This is a genomic window from Prevotella herbatica, assembly GCF_017347605.1.
Taxonomy (GTDB): Bacteria; Bacteroidota; Bacteroidia; order Bacteroidales; family Bacteroidaceae; genus Prevotella; species Prevotella herbatica.
On sequence record NZ_AP024484.1, the window covers coordinates 2946113 to 2967212 of the forward strand.

At 36.4% G+C, this 21100-nt stretch carries 21 protein-coding genes; 16 read left to right on the plus strand and 5 right to left on the minus strand.

Translation table 11 applies throughout. The annotated features are described in order from the left end of the window. Positions 1 to 189: 189 nt before the first annotated feature. Positions 190 to 1470: an ATP-binding protein gene (locus prwr041_RS11075; RefSeq protein ID WP_207153827.1), complete on the minus strand. Its 1281-nt coding sequence runs from the start codon at positions 1468 to 1470 to the stop codon at positions 190 to 192. Between the two features lie 815 nt (positions 1471 to 2285). Between prwr041_RS11075 and prwr041_RS11080 the strand changes: the two genes are divergently transcribed. Together prwr041_RS11080 and prwr041_RS11085 are read left to right on the plus strand one after the other, a co-directional pair. Then, entirely contained in the window at positions 2286 to 3374 is a 1089-nt protein-coding gene (locus tag prwr041_RS11080) for an AAA family ATPase (RefSeq protein ID WP_207153828.1), read from the plus strand. Beyond that, the gene (locus tag prwr041_RS11085) at positions 3371 to 4027 is read left to right on the plus strand and encodes a DUF4276 family protein (protein WP_207153829.1); all 657 of its coding nucleotides are present in this window, start codon (positions 3371 to 3373) and stop codon (positions 4025 to 4027) included. The genes prwr041_RS11080 and prwr041_RS11085 overlap by 4 nt, the downstream gene beginning before the upstream one ends. A gap of 187 nt (positions 4028 to 4214) precedes the next feature. Here the strand turns inward: prwr041_RS11085 and prwr041_RS11090 are convergent, their stop codons facing one another. Further along, the gene (locus prwr041_RS11090; protein ID WP_207153830.1) at positions 4215 to 5180 is read right to left on the minus strand and encodes a type II toxin-antitoxin system antitoxin SocA domain-containing protein; all 966 of its coding nucleotides are present in this window, start codon (positions 5178 to 5180) and stop codon (positions 4215 to 4217) included. Between the two features lie 767 nt (positions 5181 to 5947). Here prwr041_RS11090 and prwr041_RS11095 point away from each other — a divergent pair. Together prwr041_RS11095 and prwr041_RS11100 are read left to right on the plus strand one after the other, a co-directional pair. Beyond that, a complete protein-coding gene (locus tag prwr041_RS11095) occupies positions 5948 to 6691 on the plus strand; it encodes a DUF6577 family protein (protein ID WP_207153831.1) in 744 nt (247 codons plus the stop codon). Between the two features lie 23 nt (positions 6692 to 6714). Continuing rightward, on the plus strand, positions 6715 to 7779 hold the full coding sequence (locus prwr041_RS11100) for a nucleotidyl transferase AbiEii/AbiGii toxin family protein (protein WP_237072230.1): 1065 nt from the start codon (positions 6715 to 6717) through the stop codon (positions 7777 to 7779). Positions 7780 to 8032: 253 nt separating this feature from the next. Here the strand turns inward: prwr041_RS11100 and prwr041_RS11105 are convergent, their stop codons facing one another. Together prwr041_RS11105 and prwr041_RS11110 are read right to left on the minus strand one after the other, a co-directional pair. Then, positions 8033 to 8209: a PG1828 family lipoprotein gene (locus tag prwr041_RS11105; protein ID WP_207153833.1), complete on the minus strand. Its 177-nt coding sequence runs from the start codon at positions 8207 to 8209 to the stop codon at positions 8033 to 8035. Positions 8210 to 8416: 207 nt separating this feature from the next. Next, positions 8417 to 9058: a DKNYY domain-containing protein gene (locus prwr041_RS11110; protein ID WP_207153834.1), complete on the minus strand. Its 642-nt coding sequence runs from the start codon at positions 9056 to 9058 to the stop codon at positions 8417 to 8419. Positions 9059 to 9695: 637 nt separating this feature from the next. Here prwr041_RS11110 and prwr041_RS11115 point away from each other — a divergent pair. The 9 genes from prwr041_RS11115 (at position 9696) to prwr041_RS11155 (ending at position 17853) form a co-directional block, all read left to right on the plus strand. Beyond that, entirely contained in the window at positions 9696 to 10100 is a 405-nt protein-coding gene (locus tag prwr041_RS11115) for a LytTR family DNA-binding domain-containing protein (RefSeq protein ID WP_207153835.1), read from the plus strand. 143 nt (positions 10101 to 10243) lie between these two features. Next, on the plus strand, positions 10244 to 11053 hold the full coding sequence (locus tag prwr041_RS11120; RefSeq protein WP_207153836.1) for a DUF2589 domain-containing protein: 810 nt from the start codon (positions 10244 to 10246) through the stop codon (positions 11051 to 11053). Positions 11054 to 11158: 105 nt separating this feature from the next. Next, positions 11159 to 11971, plus strand: coding sequence for a hypothetical protein (locus tag prwr041_RS11125; protein ID WP_207153837.1), 813 nt, complete (start codon positions 11159 to 11161; stop codon positions 11969 to 11971). Between the two features lie 57 nt (positions 11972 to 12028). Further along, positions 12029 to 12610 (plus strand): DUF2589 domain-containing protein, encoded by a 582-nt coding sequence (locus prwr041_RS11130; protein ID WP_237072231.1) that lies wholly within the window; start codon positions 12029 to 12031, stop codon positions 12608 to 12610. Continuing rightward, positions 12600 to 12842: a hypothetical protein gene (locus prwr041_RS11135; RefSeq protein WP_207153839.1), complete on the plus strand. Its 243-nt coding sequence runs from the start codon at positions 12600 to 12602 to the stop codon at positions 12840 to 12842. The genes prwr041_RS11130 and prwr041_RS11135 overlap by 11 nt, the downstream gene beginning before the upstream one ends. A 453-nt stretch (positions 12843 to 13295) precedes the next feature. Further along, entirely contained in the window at positions 13296 to 14096 is an 801-nt protein-coding gene (locus prwr041_RS11140; protein ID WP_207153840.1) for an N-acetylmuramidase domain-containing protein, read from the plus strand. Positions 14097 to 14313: 217 nt separating this feature from the next. Continuing rightward, positions 14314 to 14781: a hypothetical protein gene (locus tag prwr041_RS11145; protein WP_207153841.1), complete on the plus strand. Its 468-nt coding sequence runs from the start codon at positions 14314 to 14316 to the stop codon at positions 14779 to 14781. After that, complete coding sequence (locus prwr041_RS11150) at positions 14778 to 15785, plus strand: BMP family ABC transporter substrate-binding protein (RefSeq protein WP_207153842.1); 1008 nt, start codon at positions 14778 to 14780, stop codon at positions 15783 to 15785. Before prwr041_RS11145 ends, prwr041_RS11150 begins: the two co-directional genes overlap by 4 nt. Further along, positions 15766 to 17853 carry a C13 family peptidase gene (locus prwr041_RS11155; RefSeq protein ID WP_207153843.1) on the plus strand — a complete coding sequence of 696 codons (2088 nt, stop codon included), beginning with the start codon at positions 15766 to 15768 and terminating at the stop codon, positions 17851 to 17853. The genes prwr041_RS11150 and prwr041_RS11155 overlap by 20 nt, the downstream gene beginning before the upstream one ends. Here prwr041_RS11155 and prwr041_RS11160 read toward each other — a convergent pair. Beyond that, complete coding sequence (locus tag prwr041_RS11160; protein ID WP_207153844.1) at positions 17828 to 18658, minus strand: hypothetical protein; 831 nt, start codon at positions 18656 to 18658, stop codon at positions 17828 to 17830. The two genes, prwr041_RS11155 and prwr041_RS11160, sit on opposite strands and share 26 nt — an antisense overlap. 194 nt (positions 18659 to 18852) lie before the next feature. Here prwr041_RS11160 and prwr041_RS11165 point away from each other — a divergent pair, with 194 nt between their 5' ends. The 3 genes from prwr041_RS11165 (at position 18853) to prwr041_RS11175 (ending at position 20952) form a co-directional block, all read left to right on the plus strand. Beyond that, complete coding sequence (locus prwr041_RS11165) at positions 18853 to 19602, plus strand: hypothetical protein (protein WP_207153845.1); 750 nt, start codon at positions 18853 to 18855, stop codon at positions 19600 to 19602. 5 nt (positions 19603 to 19607) lie between these two features. Beyond that, positions 19608 to 20144, plus strand: a complete 537-nt coding sequence (locus tag prwr041_RS11170) for a fibroblast growth factor (protein ID WP_207153846.1) — start codon at positions 19608 to 19610, stop codon at positions 20142 to 20144. A gap of 328 nt (positions 20145 to 20472) precedes the next feature. After that, positions 20473 to 20952 carry a hypothetical protein gene (locus tag prwr041_RS11175; protein ID WP_207153847.1) on the plus strand — a complete coding sequence of 160 codons (480 nt, stop codon included), beginning with the start codon at positions 20473 to 20475 and terminating at the stop codon, positions 20950 to 20952. Positions 20953 to 21100 lie beyond the last annotated feature (148 nt).

The following is a 21100-nucleotide window of genomic DNA, read 5'->3' on the forward strand; positions in this document are numbered from 1 at the left end:
GATAACAACAAGGGGATGTGCGTTAGCACATCCCTTTTACTGTTTTTATGGTTCCCCGCAGATGATTATTGTTTGTTTTCCCGCAGATAAATTGAGTATGCTTATGTGGGGGGTGTTCTCTTGCAGATGGTCGCAGAGGAAAGACAGGTGGGGGAGATGAATCAGCCGGAAAACGAATCAACTACACCTCTATACTGTATAAAGAGGAAGGCAGGTTAGTTGACCTTGTCTTTTATATGGTAGCATAGAATATCTAATGGCTTTAAGTTCAGGCTTTGCTTTTAATAAAGTGGTGAGTGAATTAGCCTTGATACTGTATCCTGCTTTGACTTCAATAGGAAGTATATGATCATCGACTTGTATCAAAAAATCGAGTTCTAAGCGTGAATTCTCTGCTTGATAATAACATATTGGACATACACTTTTACTTTTCATCTGCTGAAATACAAATTGCTCAGTCATTCCCCCTTTGTACTCGGTAAAAATATCGTTTTTCACTAATACTTGTACAGGAGTCGTTTGTACCATAGCCCCTAATAAACCAACATCCGTTGTATATAGTTTGAATGCTGAGAAATCATTGTATATATCAAGTGGTAATGCAATCTTCGTGCAACGCGAAACTTTATAAAGTAAGCCAGCACTTATAAGCCATTGGATAGCCATTTCAAAGTCTTTGGCTCTAGCTCCAGATCTTATCGCTCCATAAATAAACTTTTTATTTTCTTTGAACAGTTGTGATGGGATACTATTCCAAACCATTCTTATACGTTGCGCTTGGTCTTTTGGGGCATGTTTCGAAAAGTCCATTTCATAACCGTGTAGTATTTCATTCTGAATTCTACGCACTTCTTGTAACGCATCTGTTTCTACGTATTTTTTTACAACTTCAGGCATACCACCTACGTAATAGTATTGGCGTAGCAGGTCAATAAATTTATCATGCAGCAATGAAATTGTATCGAAGTCACGACTAGCAAGAAGTTTGTACGCTTCATCTTCTCCTTTTGCTATCAGAAATTCTTCGAAGTTCATTGGGTATACATTCATCTCATTAACTTTGCCAACAGGATATGAGATACCCTCGTGTAATGAGATGCCTAACAAAGAACCTGCAGCAGCAATATGGTATTCAGGGGCATCCTCACAGAAATATTTCAAAGCTTCAATAGCTTCGGGAATGTCTTGAACTTCGTCCAAAACAATAAGGGTGTCATTTGGGGTGATGTCTACACCTGTAAGTGCACGTAGGGCACGTAATATTCTGTTAACATCGAAGTCTTGTGAGAATATCTGCTTTGCAAGTTTGTTATTTCTGCAAACAACGTAAGCCTCTTTAGAATATTCTCTTTTTGCGAATTCTCTTAACAGCCAAGTTTTTCCTACTTGGCGTGCTCCATTTAGTATAAGAGGCTTTCTGTCTCTTTTACTTTTCCATTCTGTAAGTTGTTGTAAAACAGTTCTTTCCATATTGTATATACATTTTTATGCACATGATATATGCTTATAAATACATAAATACGCACATAATTATGATGCAAAGATACATAAATCTGCACATGTTTAATACATTTCACAACACTTTTTTTTACTTTATTTTTAGTACTATTTTTATTCATTGATAAAAATACAACAAATGTTGTTTGCCGTTTTCAATTTGGTACTAATAAACTAAGCCATGTTTATTGGCGATAAAAGTATAATTGTATCCCTAATAAACAACTAGGTGGAGCTACGTATTCTCCCGCAGATGACGCAGATGAATGCAGCAGGGCTGCATTATTTCGCAGAGATTATAGCTTGACGTTAATGTAGTTCTTGGGGTTCGTCTGCGATCATCAGCGAGATCTGCGAGAGACATTGGGGTTTCTTTGTGCAATAGCGTGAGTACGCTTGTGTGATTATTCTCCCGCAGATTACGTAGATTAACGCAGAGAAAATGCTTCTTATAATTATAAAATTCATTTATTAATACCACGAAATGAAGTTTTTTGAGAAAAGGGTATAGCAGTTATCTTAAAAATCACTATATTTGTAACTTAATAAAATGCCATTATTTACATGGGGTAAAATAAATGAACTGTGTTAACATATAAAACATCGAGTATTAATATGCTGGATTTTCATATAGAAAAATACATAGTTACATATCCTAATCTTAAGACCATTAATGACATAGTGCTTCTTGAATGCATTTCATTTCAGGGATGTCACAATAATATGAATAACCATCAGTATGCAAGAAATTGGAGTTACTGATAACTGAAGAAATATAAAAACTTAATATGATAGAGCAAATTATTATCGAAAACTACAAATCAATCTGTTCTGCAAAGATTCCTATGAAGAGTCTTAATGTGCTGATTGGCTCTAACGGAGTTGGAAAAAGTAATTTCATCTCATTTTTTGACCTCGTAAAAAATATGCTAGATCAGAATTTGGGTAATTATATTTTAAGTAACGGAGGCATTGAAAGATTTCTCTATGGAGGATCAAAAAAATCTAAATATATAAAAGGAATTATTGATTTTAATAATACTAATGCTTTTTTCTTTAAATTAAATCCAACAACAGATAATAAGGCTTTCATTGAAGAATCTGGAGATTATTTCAATGGAATCGACGATGATGCAAAGAATTATACTATATGGCATAAGCATTATTATGATAAAGCTGTAGAAGAGTCAGGAATTATGCAAGCAAATAATTCTAGAGCAGCATATTTGAAATCATATATTAAGAACTTAATAGTTTATCATTTCCATGATTCTAGCAAAAGCTCTCCTATGAGGCGTGACTGTCCTGTTGATGATAATGAGAGATTAAAACATGATGGATCAAATCTGGCAGCATTTTTGTACAGACTTCAAGAAACAGAACCAAAATCATTGAAATTGATTGAAGGTGTAGTTAGGTCTATTGCTCCATACTTTAAAGGCTTTAAACTTCAACCCAATCGTATAACTCCAGATCGTATAAAACTAGAGTGGGAAGAATTTAACTCTGATATGTATTTAGATGCTCAAAGTTTTTCTGATGGAACAATCCGTTTTATTGCATTGGCTACAGTATTGTTGCAACCATATTTGCCGGATACGATTATTATAGATGAACCAGAGCTAGGTCTTCATCCTTCAGCTATCAATAAGTTGGCAGCTCTAATGAAAAAAGCCTCAAAGAAGACACAACTAATTGTGGCTACTCAGTCTGTAAATCTTGTAGATTGTTTTGAAGCCGAAGATATTTTAGTTGTTGATAGAAAAGATAATCAAACAGAATTCAATAGGTTGTCATCTGATGAGTTATCTGCATGGATAGGGGAGTATAGTCTTGGAGAGATATGGGAGAAAAATGTGATAGGAGGTCAGCCATGAAAAGACTTTGTATCATCGTTGAAGGTCAAACGGAACAAGAATTTGTTAAGACACTTATAGCTCCTTACTTGTTGGGATTTGGAATTTATTCTGTTGAACCTATTCTTATACATACTAGCAAACATGGGCGTGGAGGTTTCGTAAATTACGAACACCTAAAAAATGATGCGTTGAAATTATTATCATCATCAAAAAATGATATTATAGTCTCAATGTTAGTTGATTTCTTTAGATGTCCTGAATTGCCACAAAAAGAGCGTTATGAAAAGATAGCTGATCATAAATCAAAAGTGGATGAAATGGAAAAGTGTATTGGCGATGATATAAACGACTCTCGCTTTATTCCTTACATTCAGCTTCACGAATTTGAATCTCTGCTCTATTCTTCGAATAAAGGATTTGAAGCATATTTTTCAGATGATGAACAGAAGAACACACAAAAGATAATAGATGAATATCCAAATCCTGAAGATATAAATTCTAGTCCACAAAAAGCTCCATCAAAGCGTTTGCTGGCTATCAAAGACGATTATGATAAAGTGATAGAAGGTAATATTATAGCTTTGGAAGTAGGGTTTAAGCAAATTATGGATAAATGTCCAAGATTCAAGGCTTGGATAGAAAAACAAAAATCTGCTTGTGAAACAGTTTAGATATAAAACGCTTCTCGACTACGTCGTAGCGACAGGATGTCAATGATTTATGATTTACATTCAGCATTTAATATCTGATGTTTGATCTATCTATTTTATGTAGGGTAAATTCTTGTATGTGTGCAAGTTACAGTTTGCTCCCGTCATTAATGTCGGGAGCAAAGCAATCTGGCATCATATATGGCTATTAAATTGTATTCAATTTAAATGCTTCATTGTATGAAATAAGATTGTCGCAGTCATGATATTCTTTGTGACTCATTGCTGATATTTGCGCTGAAGACATATCTTTGAATTTATCAACGATAATATTCAGTATTCCAATTTCTTGTGGAGTGAGTTCCTCTAAATCAGGTTGCTCTGTGATATACAATTCTGTTCCACAGGCACCAGAATTAAACTCAACCAATTCTGATTCTACACCATCAATTAAACTATACACCCGATCCCATCTTAATGGCACTGGACCATATTGTATTGCCATGTATGATAAACCGGTAATGCCTTTACCATACGTCTTATATGATAAGAAATCAGTATAGAAAAGTAACTTGTTCATCTTTGTGTTGAAGACTCTACCACATTTGTCCAATAGAAAGAGAATTGTGCTTCTTAATTTATCATACGACTGTGTGGCATATCCGTTGCACAAGCCTCGTGATGATGTGGAGAAAATCATCTTTTCTTCTATCTTATGATCATTCATAGAGACTTTATGTAAAGCAGTAAGGAGCTTTTCGTAGTCTTTTACCTCAAACTGATTTTTGGCATTTTCAACGAATGTGCGAAAGACTTCTGGATTCTTGATTAAATTCAATATCTTTCCGTTAGCCTCACTCGGTATATCGCCATTTTCGTATAGACGATATTGATTATCTCCGAAACCAAGTATCTTTGACATTTTAGATGCAGACAAGTCATACATCCTTCTTATTTTCTTTATTTCATCAGGAAACGGTATTCCGTATTTCACCCTATATTGATTATAGACTTGAGAAAGATTTGCTGTATCAATTTCGGTTGTTGTAAATCTTTCCTTAGTATCTTCACATAAGTAATATGATGAAATATACTGGAACTTCTCTTTGCGGAATTCCAATTCAGCTTTTTCTGTTTTAAGTATAGCGTTTCCTCCTGTGAATGGACTTTTCATTGTTTTAATCTTTAAATGGGTATTTGATTATTTTCTACAAAAATACAAATAAAGTTGAATATTTGCAATTATTGTTGTTGATAATTAACTTTAAAGTTGTTTTTGTCTGTTATCATGGAACTTCACCAGAACAACAGTTCTATCTTTGTGCATTCCTGGTAATGGTTTGTTTATTTGTCTATTCTCTCGTAGATTTGATTCATTGCATGTGTAAACGGGCGATTCTCCCGCAGATCTCGCAGATTTACGCAGACAAAAGACAGTTAGGTAAATGAATCTGCCAAAGCAGATGCATCAGATAGCACAGAGAAACGCAGTTACGACACAGTGGAAGAATAGTAGTTTAGGTTGATGTGTTTTATCTGCGTGAATCTGCGTAATCTGCGGGAGACTATGTAGTTCAAGCTATTGCATTTTAATCTGCCGGAGAATATATCTGCTTTAGCAGATGCTGTAGTTACATACAAAGAAAAGAATATCAGTGGGATATCTGTGGGGAATAGACTGTTTTGCAGATATACGTAGTAATTATAGCTTTAATTTATAAATGGCTTCAAAGTGAGGAAAGTATATTTGTGCATATTTGGCAATAAATTGAGTGTATTGCCAAATATGCACTATTTTGTCAGAAGTTAAGTTAACAACCCTGTTTGGTGGTTATTAGTATTAAAAATAGATAATAATTAGTGCATTAATGGCAATAATTATTGATATTTGCCTAAATTGCACTATTTTTGTAGCAGTAATAAAAAGAAGATAAACATTGTATGATAGGAAATGTAGATATATTAGACTACGCCAAAAGAACTCAGACATTTACCTGTAAACAGATGTTGAGTGATTTTGCTAAGGACGGGAAATCATTCTCGCCAAATACTATCACATCTGCTTTGAGACGCCTAGTAAAGAATAATATTCTGCAAAAGGTAGATCGTGGAATGTTCCGTTTGTCGCAAACCGTGAAAATAGGTTTTTCTGCTTATTATGACGAAGAAATGTCTATGATTGAAAGTCTTGTCCGCACCAAATTTCCGTTCATAAGATTTTGCGTGTGGAACAGTTCTGACGTAAAACGCTTCTCGCATTATGTAAGCAATATAAATGTGATATTTGTAGATGTAGAGCGAGATTGTGAGAAGTCTGTCTTTAATGCTTTGATTAATGCCTTGCCCGACAAGAATATTTATCTGAAACCATCTCAGGATGATTATGTGCATTACATATTTGGTAAGCCAACTATTGTTGTCAGAACACTTATATCAGAAGCGCCACTGATATTACTTGGTGATAAAAGTACACGAGTTTCTTTGGAAAAGGTTCTTGTTGATTCTGTCCTTGACAAAGATTTCTTTTCTTTTCAGGAGTATGAAAGTCTTAGGCTATTCAGAAATGCTTACGATGTCTGCTCTGTTAATGAGCAAAAATTATTGCGCTATGCCAGAAGACGCAATAAGGTAAATTTAATTAAGAATATAATCACAGAAGTAAATAATACTAATATATTTGATTAATGATAAACGCAGAAAGTCGTTCTATGAACTGGATTAACCATGTTTCATCTCTATATCCTTCATTGGACAAAACTCTTATAGAAAAATCCATCCGTGCATTTTCATTGCTTGAATCCCTTGCGCGTTCTGGCTGTCCATTTACGTTTAAAGGAGGTACGGCTTGTATGCTTCACCTTGGTAGCAGTAAAAGATTATCAATAGATATTGACGTAATTTGTCCTCCAAATACGGATATTAAGAAGTATGTGGAGAAATATTCTGACGAATATGGATTTCAGAATATAGAATTGGTTGAAAGAAAATCTTCACATAATGTACCTAAATCTCATGCTAAATTTTTCTATCAGGTAAGTTATGTTACAAGTTCAGAAGAAGATAAAATTTTATTGGATGTGCTGTTTGAAGACATCCACTATGGTGACGTTAAGCAATTGCCAATTAGAAGTCCGTTTCTAAAGATGGACGGCGAAGATGTTTTGGTAAATGTACCGTCTGTAGCTGATATTCTAGGAGATAAGCTTACAGCGTTTGCACCTCACACAACAGGTGTTCCATTTTTTAAGGATAAAAGGAACTGTTCCCTGGAAATTATCAAGCAGATGTTTGATGTGGCTTCTTTATTTGATGTTGTTTCAGATTTTAAACAAACACGAAACACATTTACCAAGTTTGCTGATGTTGAACTTGGTTATAGAGAACTAAAGAATTTATCATATAAGGATATCCTTCTTAATACAATAAATACATCTTTGTGCATAGCATTGCGTGGAAATGTAAATTCTGAGGATTTTATCCAACTACAAAATGGTATCAAACGAATTGGCGGTTTGATTATTGGTGAACATTATGTTATTGACACAGCAATCAAAGATGCAGCAAAGGCTGCCTATCTTGCAACGATCATATTATATGACGTTAAGTCAGAAGTAAAACATTATAATGATAGTAGTGTTGATGAAATAAAAGATATGACCATAACAAAATTAAATACTAAGCTCAATAAACTGAAGAAATCTAATGTGGAAGCATTCTATTATTGGGCATTGATTGATGAAATGTTTAAAGCACATATTGTTATTGATCATTAATTTTATCTTTCAGTGGTATAAAGTTTAAAACCGTGATCAATAGTCACGGTTTCTTTTTTTATAAGTCTTTTCAAATAGAGTGGTGTATTTCTTCAATAGTTAGACAGCATTCAACTTGAATGCTTCAGTATATGAAATATGATGGTTTACGTTATGATTATCAGAAGACTAGGGGAGTGGTATAAACACAAAAAAACCGCTAGACTCTTGGAGTCCAGCGGTTAATCTCTCATTTTTCAGTTCGAGCTTCTGTTTACTTAACAGCAGCAGCAGTGTCAGTAGCAGCTGTATCAACAGCAGCTGAATCATTAGCTGAATCAACAACAGCTGTATCAGAATCAGCGTTTGCAGCAGGAGCTGCAGTTTTGTTACCACATGATGCGAAAGAGATAGCTGCGATAGCTACGAACATTAAAACTAATTTCTTCATTTTCTTTGCTTTTTTAAATCTGTAAAACAATCATTTGTTTATTAAAACGTTGCAAAGGTAAGTATTTTTTTAATACGTTGTTCACTTTTTAACGATTTTTTTTGCCTCCCTTTGTAACTTTTTTGTAATCTATTGTAAATCAATGCTTTATAAATGATAAATAAATGTTAATGATTTTGTGCACCCAAACAAAAGTGTTTTTTAGCATTATTGATTATCTATCTTCTTACCATGATAATACATGTTGAAGCCGTCTGAAGCGTATCCATTGCCCTGATATTTGAAGTTGTTTGCACTAGAAACATCTGGTAATTTTTTTCCTCGATAGTATGCATTGAATGCATCTTTGGCATATCCACCCTCAATAATCTGGAATGAACTGGCAGTGGCATCTTCGACTTTGTTTCCACGATAATACACGTTGAACGCATCTTTGGCATATCCACGACCTATTTCTTTGAATGTGCTTGCACTGGCATCATCAAGTTTCTTTCCGTTATAGAAGACATCAAAGTTCGTCTTATGGTACCTTGATGTTTCGCATCTGTTATTATCGTAGTCTTCGTTATCGTCTCTATTATAAATAATGTCATCAGCATTGCTTATTCTATAGCGGCTATCTATCCTGAAACTGTTGGGATCTACATATTCCAGAATGTTACCGTTTTGGTAGACGTGACGGGAATCCTTGGCGTAACCGTAGCCTAAGTCCTGGAATGTTTCGATGTTGGCATGTCTTAACACCATTCCATGGTAGTAAACATGATTATCGTCGTGTGTGTAATCATGTTGAGCGAATGCTGTGATGGACATTGCTAGAATAATTGCGGTTAAAATGGTTTTCTTCATATTTAAGTTTATTATTTGAATTGTCTTTATATACTATATGTTATTGCAAATTTACAATATATTTTGTTATTATACAAATATAAATGTTTACTTTTTGAAGTTACGAAAAAAGTCTATATCCGGTCTGATAACGCAAACTTGCATTTCACTAACACGAAATTCTATTTCACGAAATTAAATTTTCTAGCTAGAGACATTTTCTAACTTTGTACACATTAGAATGATATTCAATCAGTTTACCCCTAAAAACAATAAAATCCTTTTTCCCCAGTGTCTCTCTTTTTTATCAGAATGCAACGATTCTACAAAAGCAGTTGCGATTGGCTGATGGCTTAGTAAATCTGGACGACCTAAATATAACCATAGAAAATGAGAAAGATGAAAACGCATATAGAACAGTCTTTTATCATAAAACGTAGGTTGGGAAAATTTATTCCATAGAATATCCGTTGTCAGTAACAGCCGTAGGAATGTATATAATGGCAGAGAAGCGGATTCTAATTTCATACACAGACAAGGATTAAGAATTGTTGTTTTTCTCTCACCGTAGTATATACCGCAGATTCGGAGACACTGACTAAAACAGATAACTTTGTTTTCACTTGCATGATTTTTAATTATCAAAATAAATTTCAATATGGAAATAACTAAAAAACCGAAAAAAAACAAGGCACTTAACCTTCATGAGAAAAACCAAGTCATAAAAGTCAATGACGGCTTCTTTGCAAAGCCACTCAATGAGGATTACCACATCAAAGTTTATTATGATGAAATCATCTGGGTGGAGGCTATAAGTAACTATTCGTATATCCACTTCAAAAAATCTAAAACCATGAGTCTTGCTTATAATATAGGTAGGGTTGAAAAACTTCTGCTAACGGAAACATTTGTTCGTATAAACCGGTCTGAAATCATTAATATCCATCTTGTGGATAAATACTGTGGGAATATGGTTAGCATTGCTGGACATGGTTTCACGGTAAGTCCTTCATGCCGCCAGTATGTGTTCTCGTGTTTTCTTGAATTGCGCAGAGATGAATGAAATGCCTTCGATAGCAATAATATGTGTTTTGACAACAGAAATACACCACCTCATGAAAATTCTTTGCCTATTCCAAACTAAAATAGGATTTTTGCATTGTAAGCTTACCTTTAACAAAATAGTATTAATCTAAAAAAAAAATTATGGCAATTAGTAATGCACCATCGCAAGTGGCAACCAATGCGTTGCAGGCGATACCTTTCAGTTCTATGATCGGTGGTCCTTTGAAGGCTTGTATTGAAGCCCAGGCCATGGCAGCCAAAACAACATGGGACTTCATTCAGGAAGTAGGGTTGAATACCAACCCCGATACAGGAGAGAAGACTGCGGTCAACGTGTCGTTCTCATTTAATCAGAATGGTCGTTTGGTACAGCTGAATGTACCCTTACTTACCATTGTTCCTATTCCGTATATAGCTATCAATAGCGTTGACATTAACTTTAAGGCAAGCATCTCTGCTTCTTCTTCAAGTGTGAATGAAAACACGGAAAGCACATCAATGGGTGGCAGTGCGGAAATCAAAGCCGGATTGAAAATCGGTCCATTTCACATGGATGCCAAGTTGAATGCCAACTACTCTTCAAAGAAGGATTCCAAGGCTACTGAAGAATCTAAGTACAGTGTAGAATATACGATGGACATAGCAGTAAAGGCAGGTCAGGACAGTATGCCTGCTGGTCTTGCTAAAGTTCTTGAGTTGCTTGGTAATTCGCTTGACGTATCAGATCCAAAGGGAACTTTGGAATTGAATGCTCAAAAATTTAAGGTTGGTGATAAACTCATCGCTACGTATAAGAACAAGGACGGTTTGTTCGCACCTGGAGATATCAAGTGTGAAGGTGATAAACTGACATTCACTGAAAGTGGTGACAGTGTAACAACCGATCTCGTCGCTGGAACTTATAAGATTATGGCAGGAGGTTGCACCGCTGAAATTCTCGTTGAAGCTTAAGTGAGCATACTTAATAAAAGGCAAGGATGAAAATCCGGGATGCGGTTTTTTAATGCCGCATCCTTTTTCGAAAACCTGTAATATATTCAATAAATAAAAAACATTATGGCACAATTAAGTTCTGTCATCGGCTCGATTTTGCGAGACATCATCTCTGCACAACACGAGGCCAATCTTTATTCCCTTTCTTTAAGTGAATCTTATGGGAAAGACGGTAAGGTGAAAGATTTCCAGTTGCCCAATGTCGTGGTGAGCGATATGGAGTTGGAACTGAAATATGGAATAGTCAGCACTACTGAAAATCAAGAGCAGCAAAATATTAAATATTCCAAATTCCGGCAATTTATCAAGGAAGTTTGCACGGAAGCGGCTAAAACAACTATTACAAGCGTCGTTTCAGCTGTTCTTACGTCTGACATACGTAGAAATGAGGAAGACAAAAGATTTTTTTATCATCTGAAACAAGAAGAGGAACTGAATAAGAAATTCCGTTCATTCCTTATGCGTAATATGCGCAATGCCTTTGACAACAGCCTGCATGAGTCGTTGGATGCAAGCACGGGACTGGTTTTGGAGGATGTTGTTGTAAACAGGCTCATGATAGTTGTTAAAAAGAAATTTCTTCAAGACACCGATCTTAGCACCTTATTTGACGGTGTGGATGGCAATTCTTTAAGGAATGAGTTGGAAACTGCTGCTAATTCAGCCTTGACAGACTTGGTAAAAACAATGTCTGAAGGACAATCGTTTAAGAGGGTCAAGACGTTCCCTCAATTGGATGTCGCCGTTACCGCCGAAGAACTGGCAAAGATGCCAGAAGAAGCGATACATTCATTTAAACTGAAATTCAGTCCGACGGCTTGCAATATTACAGAATTGGATAATGACAATGATCTCGATGATTTTGTCATGGATTAAAACAACGGAGGATTAATTATGGAAGATAAGAAAATCAGAAAGACGAGCAGTCAGGTGATGGAGCTCCAACAACTGATTGCCGGACCGCTGATAGCAACGATTGAGGCTGATGCACTTTCCGCCCAAAAGTATTTGGATTATCTGATGCGGGTAGCCTTTGAGTCATACAATCCGGTAACAGGAGAAACGGGCAAGTTGAGGATGCTTACATTCACCTACAACGAACAGGATGTAAACGGCTCTAGCAAGAAGAATGTAAGTATTCCATTACTCACACTCGTTCCATTGCCATTGCTTCATGTGGAAGAGGCAGATTTCGATTTCGACATAAAGATACTTGACGCACTGTCGGAAAATGTGGAAGAAAAGTTTTCTGTGGAAAATGGAGAGAGTGTTAAACAACCGCAAAGCACAGGTTTCAAGATGCGCGCCTCACTTGCTCCGCAGCGGGAAGTCAAGGACGACCTGCAACAAAGCCTTTCTGCCAATATGAAAGTGAAAGTAAGAATGAGGCAGGCGGATATGCCTGCAGGATTATCAAACCTGTTGCATCTGACAGCTAATAATGTACAGGTGGAAGATGCCGAGGCGGAAGAAGAGATAAACGGTAATACGGAAGGAGGTTCTGATGGGCGATAATAATATAGGCAGTCATGCACAGGAACAGAAAGTAGGGTTGAAATGTCCCCAATGCGGTGTTTTTATAGAAACAAGTATATTTCAACTGCTCACTACGAATGCCTTGATATGTCCCTCATGTAATCTCAGGCTGAACATAGACAGAATGAAATCAAGACCTGCGTTTGAGGCTCTCCGCAAGGTAAAGTCTGCACAGGACAATGTGGAAAGCAAGAGTAAGTTTAATAGATGACACGTCATGTTTGATAAGGTAAGAAAGTTTTTCTCAACAATCGCCAATCAAATAAGGACTTTGACAGAGCATAAGAAATCTGAGATCGGCGAGAAGGTTTTAATAAAAAACGATCAGTCTAGAAGAATGTGCCTTGTTCTTTCACAATTGGAGCTAGTCAGGATGAAACCACAAGTAAGGTTACTGAAAGTAGATAATATTTTCGATGTGCTTCGGTTTATGCTACGGCTTTGCGATGTGGAGCATGTGGACTGCAAAATGATTGGCGGGTGTATGCGATGTATTGTCAGGTTACCAGAGAATGCCGGAACACTGTCGCTGACTGAAAAGAAAGCGGATAATAGTTGCAGGATTCTAGCTATATTAAATATAGACGTACCGCTCATGAATCCTCAAGTAGAGGAAGTAGTATTCAAATTAAAACAACATTAGAAATTTAAAAGTAATAAGACAATGAAAACAATTAAATTAGGTTACACAGGCAATGAAGTTCAGTTGTTGTCTGACAGTTTGAAAAGAAATGGTTATCCGGTGGATTCCACTACGGTTTTTACCGAAAGTATGTCACAGTCTGTTATCAAATTCCAGGCTGCAAATGGTTTGGATGCGGATGGCATCGTAGGTTATCGCTCGTGGGAGCAACTTCTATTCAATGGGCGTGCAACCACACAAAAATTGGTGGAAGATGATTTTCAATTGCTTGGTCTGCTGCTTGATTGTGAGCCTGCTGCGTTGAAAACGGTACAGAAGGTCGAGACAGGAGGTCGAGGAGGATTCTTTGCTCTAGGTAAACCAGCTATTTTGTTTGAGGGACATATCTTTTGGTCACAACTGAAGAGTAGAGGCATTGATCCGAACAAGTTTGTTGCGGGGAATAGCAATATACTTTATCCGAAATGGGAGAAGGGGCATTATAAAGGAGGCTTGGGGGAATACGATCGCTTAGAACAGGCAAGGACTATTCACCGTGAGGCTGCTGATGCGTCAGCTAGTTGGGGAATGTTCCAAATAATGGGATTCAACTATGCATCATGTGGAGAGAAAAGCGTGGAAAGTTTTGTAAAATCCATGCATGAGAGCGAATGTAAACAACTTATCCTATTTGGGCGTTTTATCCGTCAGGCAAAAATGCTCCCTGCTTTACAATCAAAAAGTTGGGCGACTTTTGCGAAACAATATAATGGTCCGGCTTACGCTAAAAACGAATACGATAAGAAGTTGGCGGCAGCCTATGCAGGCTTTTCGCATAAATAAGAAAGGGGCTGAAACATTATAGCTACTTGATGATAATGCGCTATTTATCATATTTTTAATATATTAGCAATAAATTTTCCCCATTATGTATATGTGTTCTCGTGAATTTTAAAAAAATGTTTATATTTGCAAAAGAAAAGTTCAGTTAACGGCAATTTTAAAGAGGTTCTGATTGCTCGTTAATGAATACATTTAAGAACCTTCAATAAAAAAAGCTATGAAAAAAATACTATTATTGACTTTAATGTCATTGTGCTTGATAGCAACATCCTGTTCCAAGGATGAGAATACTACTTCTCAGCGTACAACTGAGGATGTTACGGCACGGTTTAAATCTTATTTCTATGATGCAAGTGGAAATGTAAGGTGTGTCAAACTATCGAATTTTTCCGCACAAGAATGGGCGATAGCTGCACAAAAAAGCTCGGACATATTGGAAGTGTTCAATGATATTACTGGTATGGACGCTCCTCTCACTGATTCATATAAATACAGGTTCGTCTCATCAGATGGGCAAAGTACCATCAGTATCTCAGGAACAAAGAATGCTGATGCAAATGCGCAATATGCTACAATAAGAGTAAGTATTCCTTCATGTTCCGAAATACAGACCATACATATAGGTACAGAACAGTATTTCAAAGGGACTAATGATGGGGATGTACCTATTGTATTTCTAAGATGAGTAGATTTTCAGGATTACTTTTGATTGCATTATTGTTTCTGTTATACGGTTGTAATTCAGAGTATACTTATGAACAGGTAGACAATCCGAAACAGTTGGTTCGGATTGTCTTTTCGCCTGGCGCTTTGGGTGATTTTTCGTATAGCGACGATATACTGCGAGGAATATTGCTGGAGCAGAAAGAAAGCGGATTCAGATTATATTGCCAAACCCCTTCAGATATGAATAAAACTGAAACCCTTATACGTCAATGGCAGATGGAAGATGGGGATTCAACTTGTTTCTATACCATATTGGCAGGAAGCCAATTCGAGAAAGTGGCGAAGTACACCCGACCGGATAGAATGCGCAGCAACTATTTGATGTTTGAGACAAAAGACACATCTTTAAATGTTTCTACTTTCCGTTATTGTGGATATGGTACATCCTTTCTTGCCGGTATCGCCGCCTATGCCATGACTAAATCAGATTCGACGGCATATTTGGGTGGGTGTAAGGATGAATCCTTTATTGAAGACTGTTACCAAGGATTCAGGGACGGATACATTTATGCGGGAGGTCATGGGGTGGCAGAAACTTATATATCTGATTCTTCTGATGGTTTTTCGATGCCATCACGTGCTTATGAAATGGCGGATAGCCTTTTTGAGAAATATCCTTTCATTTATGCCATGGCAGGAGGTTCAAACAATGGTGTTTATCTCTATTTACGTGAACATCCAGGCAAACAGGTCTATACTAATGGAGTGGATATCGATCAGTCGCCTTTTTGTGACAGAATAATCGGCTGTATGATAAAGCACATAGGAAGCCGTGTGGGAAATTATATCCATAGTTGGATAAAGGGAAATGTAGTTCCCAAGCATATTGAATATGGCTTGAGTTCTGGAAGTATAGGTTTTGTAATTGCGGAACCATACAAAGCAAAGCTAGAGACCATTGTAAAGAGTGCCACAGGTACAGCTATAAGAAAGGAAAAAGAATATGAAAATACATCATTTTAAAATTTACATCTTATTGCATATAGTGGTATTTCTTCTCGGCATGTCGTCCTGTACCACAGAAAAATTCGTAGGATTGGATGAACAAGTTAGAAAAGACTACCACATTGCAGTTGTATTGCCATACAGTGATGGTATGGAAGAACAATGGAGGCATTCAATAGACTGGGCTCTGGAAGATTTGAATAAATCGCTGATACCTCAACGGGGCATCCGCATTACGGCTGAATGGTACAACGAAGATGATTATTCCATTAAAGATCTTTTTACTTCTTTGGCTGAAAAGACAGATATTTATGCCATCATCGGTCCTTTATATTCTGCCCATGCTGCAATTGCCTCAGAATGTTGTGCAAAGACAGGTAAACCTTTATTACCAGCTTTAGCCTCTTCAGAGCAGATGATGCGTGCCTATGCAGGCAAGGGATTTCTTTGGTGTTTGACGGAGAATGACATTTCACAATGTGAAGTTCTTCTTACCAAAGCTATACAAAAGGGAGCAAAGACAGTGTCTCTGATAACGAGTGATGACTTGTATGGCCAGACGTTTTCTGATTGGTTTGCTTTTGAGGCAAAAGAATTGGGATTGTCTGTCTATGGCATGGAAGTCTATACGGACACAGATCTAGAAGAAAAAATGCGTAAGCTCATTTCTGGTCAGCCGGACTGTCTGATATGCGTGTCTCCAAACAATGGGATAACCAAGCGGATGAATGATATAAGGCGGTCAGTCTCTAACGACAAGCCTTTCTTTTTGTTCTCTGATGGTGCATTCCTTTTACCCAAGGATAAAAATTATGAAGGAATGGAAGGTGTTGTGCAGACACATGACCCCTCTTCTGGCTTCCAAATCAGTTATGAAACCCGATACGGGAAATCTCCATCATTCGGCAATGCTCATTTCTATGATGCAACGTTGCTTGCCGGACTTGGTATTCTTCAGGCGGATATTGATGGAAACGATGATGTGAATGAAGCAATCAAACATATTGTGAGTATGGATGGAGATGAAATCAATGCCTGTACGGATGAAGGGATGAATCGCATAGTCAGTTCTATTTTAAGGAAAGAAAGACATCATGTTACAGGTGCAAGCGGCAAACTTCATTTTGATCCGACTCTTTATACGAATGTGCTGCATTCGGTATATTGTCATTGGACGGTCTATCAAGGAAAACATCTTATTCTTGAATATAATACGTCGGATGACAGTAATCGTACCTATGCTTCTGTAGTAAACTGGAACTGGAGGGTTACCCAGATGCAGGACTTTATTTATTCAAATACGACCGAATATGCACCGAAAAAAGATTTGTATGCTCTTATTATCTCGGCAGCCAAAGGTTGGACTAACTACCGACATCAGGCTGACGCATACGCTGTTTATCAGCGACTGAGGGAAAACGGATTGGATAAGAAACATATTATCTTAGTTGCGGATGATGATTTGGCTTATAATGCGTTGAATCCGACACCAGGTAGTGTCCGCCTGTCTGATAATGGGAATAATCTCTATACCGATATACCAATATACAGACATCCCTCGGACATTAGCTGGAAAGAATATGAGAAAATGATTGTAGACAACGAGGATTGTATCCTTCCGTCTGACAGTACAACGAATCTTCTAGTGTATTGGGTCGGACATGGTACACCCAAAGGGTTGCAATGGGCGGACCAAACTGTTCGTGCAGATGAAATCGGAAGCTTTTTTAATACATTGGCAAAAGAAAGGCGTTTTCGGAAAGCATTGCTTTTGTTTGATACCTGTTACTCAGGAATGGTTGGAGCCAAATGTGAAGATATACCTGGCTTACTGTGTATTACCGCAGCCAATGCAATGGAAACTTCCAAAGCAAACAGATATAGCCCCTTTTACAATACATGGATGTCAAACAGTTTTTCTGATGCCTTATTAGGTATGTTGGATAAAGACAGACATCAAAGCCTCTATGAAGTTTACTCTACGCTGTATAACCAAACGATAGGTTCACACGTATCAGTTTATAATGCGGAGAGGTTTGATAACCTGCACAAAGCGGGTATCAACGAATTTCTGTATCCGCGTTGATATCCGGGTATGCCTTTTTTATGGCATTTTGTGTATCTCTCACTATTCCGTCTGCAATTTTACAGACGGAAAGTGATGACTTGGAAAACATGGGAAGTACCACCATTATATAATTTCTGAATTGTTTGTTTGCATTAATCTGTTTCCATTGTTCTAAAACAGTTCCGTTATTTTGACCGTCAACAGGAAATTGGTTAAAGAATTGTAGCAGCTCATTGAAACGCTTTTCTCTGTAACTTTCCCCCATTTTTTCCACGACTTCCATATATTCATAACATTCAAACATCTTAGTTAATAAGACTTTATCTATGCGTTGCATGGTTGATGATTCACACACCATCTTGAAGGCATGACCTTTCAATGTCCAATAGTGGTATAGGCGATGTTGATTTTTAAATTTCTTTATGGAATCCTCCTTTACATTATTTAGTCCAACAGAGATACCGGACTTGAAACTTTCAGACAGGAGGATGTCTGCTTGGTAATATTTCTGCATCTTGTTCAATTCTGATATATTGGAAGCCAGTTCTTCCTGTACCATTTTGATGGCTTCCTTATCCTCTTTCCTTTCAGTATAACTATTCATAAGGCTATCTCCATAATAAGTGATGCATAATCCGATAATAATGACGGATATTTCACGTAGGTAATCTTTGAGCCATACTAAATGGTTTGGTATCCGTTTCTTGATTTTTGTCCAAGTTGAATTCATCTCTTTGTGGCTTTTATATTTTGGCAAACATAGTAAAATAGATGTGAAAGGAAGTATAACTTGCTTGAAAGGGATGTTTTTGTATTTGAACATCTATTTTTTATTATTGAATGCTGCTTAAAGAGCATTCAATCACATATATACAGGTTTGGATAACGCAACAGTCACTATCACTCAAATGATTGTTATCTCAATTTTTACTTCTTTATTTTTGCACTGGTAAGTTTACAAATAACCAGGCGTAACCGAAAAGCCTAAGATAGAGTAGGGAAAAATATTATCTAATTATGATAAACAAAAAAGTAAAATGCTTATTATTAATATTAAGCTTGTTATTACCCGATTTAGTTTCGGCACAGTGTCGCAACGTATTCGAAGCACGTCAGAAAATGAATCAATTGGTTATGTTAGAAAATGCTAATGGAGGACTTTTCTTAAAAGAGATAAATAATTTGAAAATAGATAGCGATCAATACATAATTAATCATGATACTGTAACTGTTGGATTATTGGTTCTAAATGATAGCCCTACTGACAGAAATAAACATGATTATAGCGCATACTGGAAAGGTAAAAATCAAACAAGCGGTCGTTATACATGGGTTTTTGTTTTGGACGATTTTAAAAATCGGTGTAAAATGAAAGACATTGATAGTAAAAAATATGACGTTAAATCTGGCGCTTTATCTAAAAGACTTTGTCAATTTTTAGGACTTTCAGATACAGACAGAAGGGATACTCTTGTTTATATGCGAGTCTTAGCAAAAAAACTTTTTCGTCCATCGTATAATACCGATATAAAAAGGCGAACCACACAAGCTTTTGCTGGAAATAACGATTACATCAATTTGGATATTAACAATCGACTTTGGATGTCACAGCAACAATTTTCCAATACTTATCCATGGACAAGGATGGGATATACCTATGATTGGGGAGAAGATGATTATATAGGGGTGACAGAATTTATTCTAGAGCCCAATACAACATTTGTTAGCAAACCAAATTACTATGTTGTAGGTGATTATTTAAAATAAATAATATGCAAAAAGTTGATTTATCGAAACTTTTACTGATTCAATCAGTAGCTTTCAAAGGAGTGTTCCTCCGTATGGACGGAAAAGGTATCAAAACGACAAGCGGTTCTGGTGCAGGTAAAGTTAATTGTCAGAAAAGCTTGACAACAATATGTGTATTCAAATTACATCAAGAGAAAGATGGAACTTTCACTATTGAATCTGTTGAATATCCTGGAGTATTTCTTCGTATGGATGGAAGTAGTGTAAAGAGTTTCTCTGGTTCCGGTGCTGGTTCTGTAAATTGTCAGTTTGGTGCAGCCGAATGGGAACATTTCAGACTTCGTGATCAAAAAGATGGCTCTTTTGCAATTGAATCAGTAGCTTTTCCTAATGTCTATCTTCGTATGGATGGTGATAATCCACAGGGAAAGGATGATGATTTTGGAATTGTAAATTGCCAATTTAATGTAGGGAGTTATGAGTGTTTTTATCTTGTGAATAGAATTGAAATGCCTACTGATGAAAAGCTAGGAGACATAATGAATAAGATAAAAATCTGATAAATAAGAAATAAGGTTCTGTTTAGTTACAATTTTTGTTCATAAATGAAAGACGGAGATTAGTCCTTATTGACAATCTCCGTCTTGTTTGTTTATTATGTAAATAAGAATAGAATTGAAGTACTATAGAAATTCGGATGATAATGCGAGATTTGTCATATTCTAAATGTATTGATAATAATATCCCCCCTGAAATATATACATAATATTATCATAAAATTTAAAAAAATGCTTATATTTGCAGAATGAAAACTACGTTAACGGTAATCTTAAAGAGGTTCAGATTGCTCGTTAATGAATACATTTATAGATTATTCAATAAAAAACTATGAAAAAAATACTCTTATTGACTTTAATGTCATTGTGCTTGTTTACAACATCCTATTCTCAGGGCAAGGATACTACAACGGTATGTTCTACTTTTAAACGTACAACAGAGGATCTAACGGCACGTTTTAAATCTTATTTCTATGATGAAAGTGGACATATGAATTGCAGTAAACTACCGAACTTTTCTGCGAAAGAATGCGCAGTTGTCGCACAAGACGGCTCTGACATCCTAGAAATGTTAACTGATATTACTGGTGTTGACGTTCCTATCACTGATACATATAAATACAAGTTTGTATCATCAGATGGGCAAACTACTATCAGTATCACAGGAAAACTGAATCCCGGTAAAACTTTTGAATATGCGACAATGGAAGTGAATATTCCTTCATGTCCTGAAATACAGACCATACATATTGTTACAGGTGAGTATTTCGACAAGATTGAAGAGGATATACCTATTAGGCTTATTAAATGAGCAGGTTTTCATTAGTACCTTTGATTGTATAGCAGTTTCTGTTATACGGTTGTGGAACTCATGCCTTTCGATTCTATTACTCCTTATTTCCGTTTCCCCCTCTCTATTTCATCGTATCTTTGCACTCCAAATTTACTTTTTACAGAAA

Excerpts from the sequence above, each read along its gene's own strand:
- prwr041_RS11175 (WP_207153847.1), top strand. The coding sequence starts at position 20,473 with ATGAAAAAAATACTCTTATTGACTTTAATGTCATTGTGCTTGTTTACA.
- prwr041_RS11135 (WP_207153839.1), top strand. The coding sequence starts at position 12,600 with ATGGGCGATAATAATATAGGCAGTCATGCACAGGAACAGAAAGTAGGG.
- prwr041_RS11155 (WP_207153843.1), top strand. The coding sequence starts at position 15,766 with ATGAAAATACATCATTTTAAAATTTACATCTTATTGCATATAGTGGTA.
- prwr041_RS11170 (WP_207153846.1), top strand. The coding sequence starts at position 19,608 with ATGCAAAAAGTTGATTTATCGAAACTTTTACTGATTCAATCAGTAGCT.
- prwr041_RS11075 (WP_207153827.1), bottom strand. The coding sequence starts at position 1,470 with ATGGAAAGAACTGTTTTACAACAACTTACAGAATGGAAAAGTAAAAGA.
- prwr041_RS11095 (WP_207153831.1), top strand. The coding sequence starts at position 5,948 with ATGATAGGAAATGTAGATATATTAGACTACGCCAAAAGAACTCAGACA.
- prwr041_RS11080 (WP_207153828.1), top strand. The coding sequence starts at position 2,286 with ATGATAGAGCAAATTATTATCGAAAACTACAAATCAATCTGTTCTGCA.
- prwr041_RS11120 (WP_207153836.1), top strand. The coding sequence starts at position 10,244 with ATGGCAATTAGTAATGCACCATCGCAAGTGGCAACCAATGCGTTGCAG.
- prwr041_RS11130 (WP_237072231.1), top strand. The coding sequence starts at position 12,029 with ATGGAGCTCCAACAACTGATTGCCGGACCGCTGATAGCAACGATTGAG.
- prwr041_RS11115 (WP_207153835.1), top strand. The coding sequence starts at position 9,696 with ATGGAAATAACTAAAAAACCGAAAAAAAACAAGGCACTTAACCTTCAT.
- prwr041_RS11105 (WP_207153833.1), bottom strand. The coding sequence starts at position 8,209 with ATGAAGAAATTAGTTTTAATGTTCGTAGCTATCGCAGCTATCTCTTTC.
- prwr041_RS11090 (WP_207153830.1), bottom strand. The coding sequence starts at position 5,180 with ATGAAAAGTCCATTCACAGGAGGAAACGCTATACTTAAAACAGAAAAA.
- prwr041_RS11125 (WP_207153837.1), top strand. The coding sequence starts at position 11,159 with ATGGCACAATTAAGTTCTGTCATCGGCTCGATTTTGCGAGACATCATC.
- prwr041_RS11145 (WP_207153841.1), top strand. The coding sequence starts at position 14,314 with ATGAAAAAAATACTATTATTGACTTTAATGTCATTGTGCTTGATAGCA.
- prwr041_RS11085 (WP_207153829.1), top strand. The coding sequence starts at position 3,371 with ATGAAAAGACTTTGTATCATCGTTGAAGGTCAAACGGAACAAGAATTT.
- prwr041_RS11160 (WP_207153844.1), bottom strand. The coding sequence starts at position 18,658 with ATGTTCAAATACAAAAACATCCCTTTCAAGCAAGTTATACTTCCTTTC.
- prwr041_RS11110 (WP_207153834.1), bottom strand. The coding sequence starts at position 9,058 with ATGAAGAAAACCATTTTAACCGCAATTATTCTAGCAATGTCCATCACA.
- prwr041_RS11100 (WP_237072230.1), top strand. The coding sequence starts at position 6,715 with ATGAACTGGATTAACCATGTTTCATCTCTATATCCTTCATTGGACAAA.
- prwr041_RS11150 (WP_207153842.1), top strand. The coding sequence starts at position 14,778 with ATGAGTAGATTTTCAGGATTACTTTTGATTGCATTATTGTTTCTGTTA.
- prwr041_RS11140 (WP_207153840.1), top strand. The coding sequence starts at position 13,296 with ATGAAAACAATTAAATTAGGTTACACAGGCAATGAAGTTCAGTTGTTG.
- prwr041_RS11165 (WP_207153845.1), top strand. The coding sequence starts at position 18,853 with ATGATAAACAAAAAAGTAAAATGCTTATTATTAATATTAAGCTTGTTA.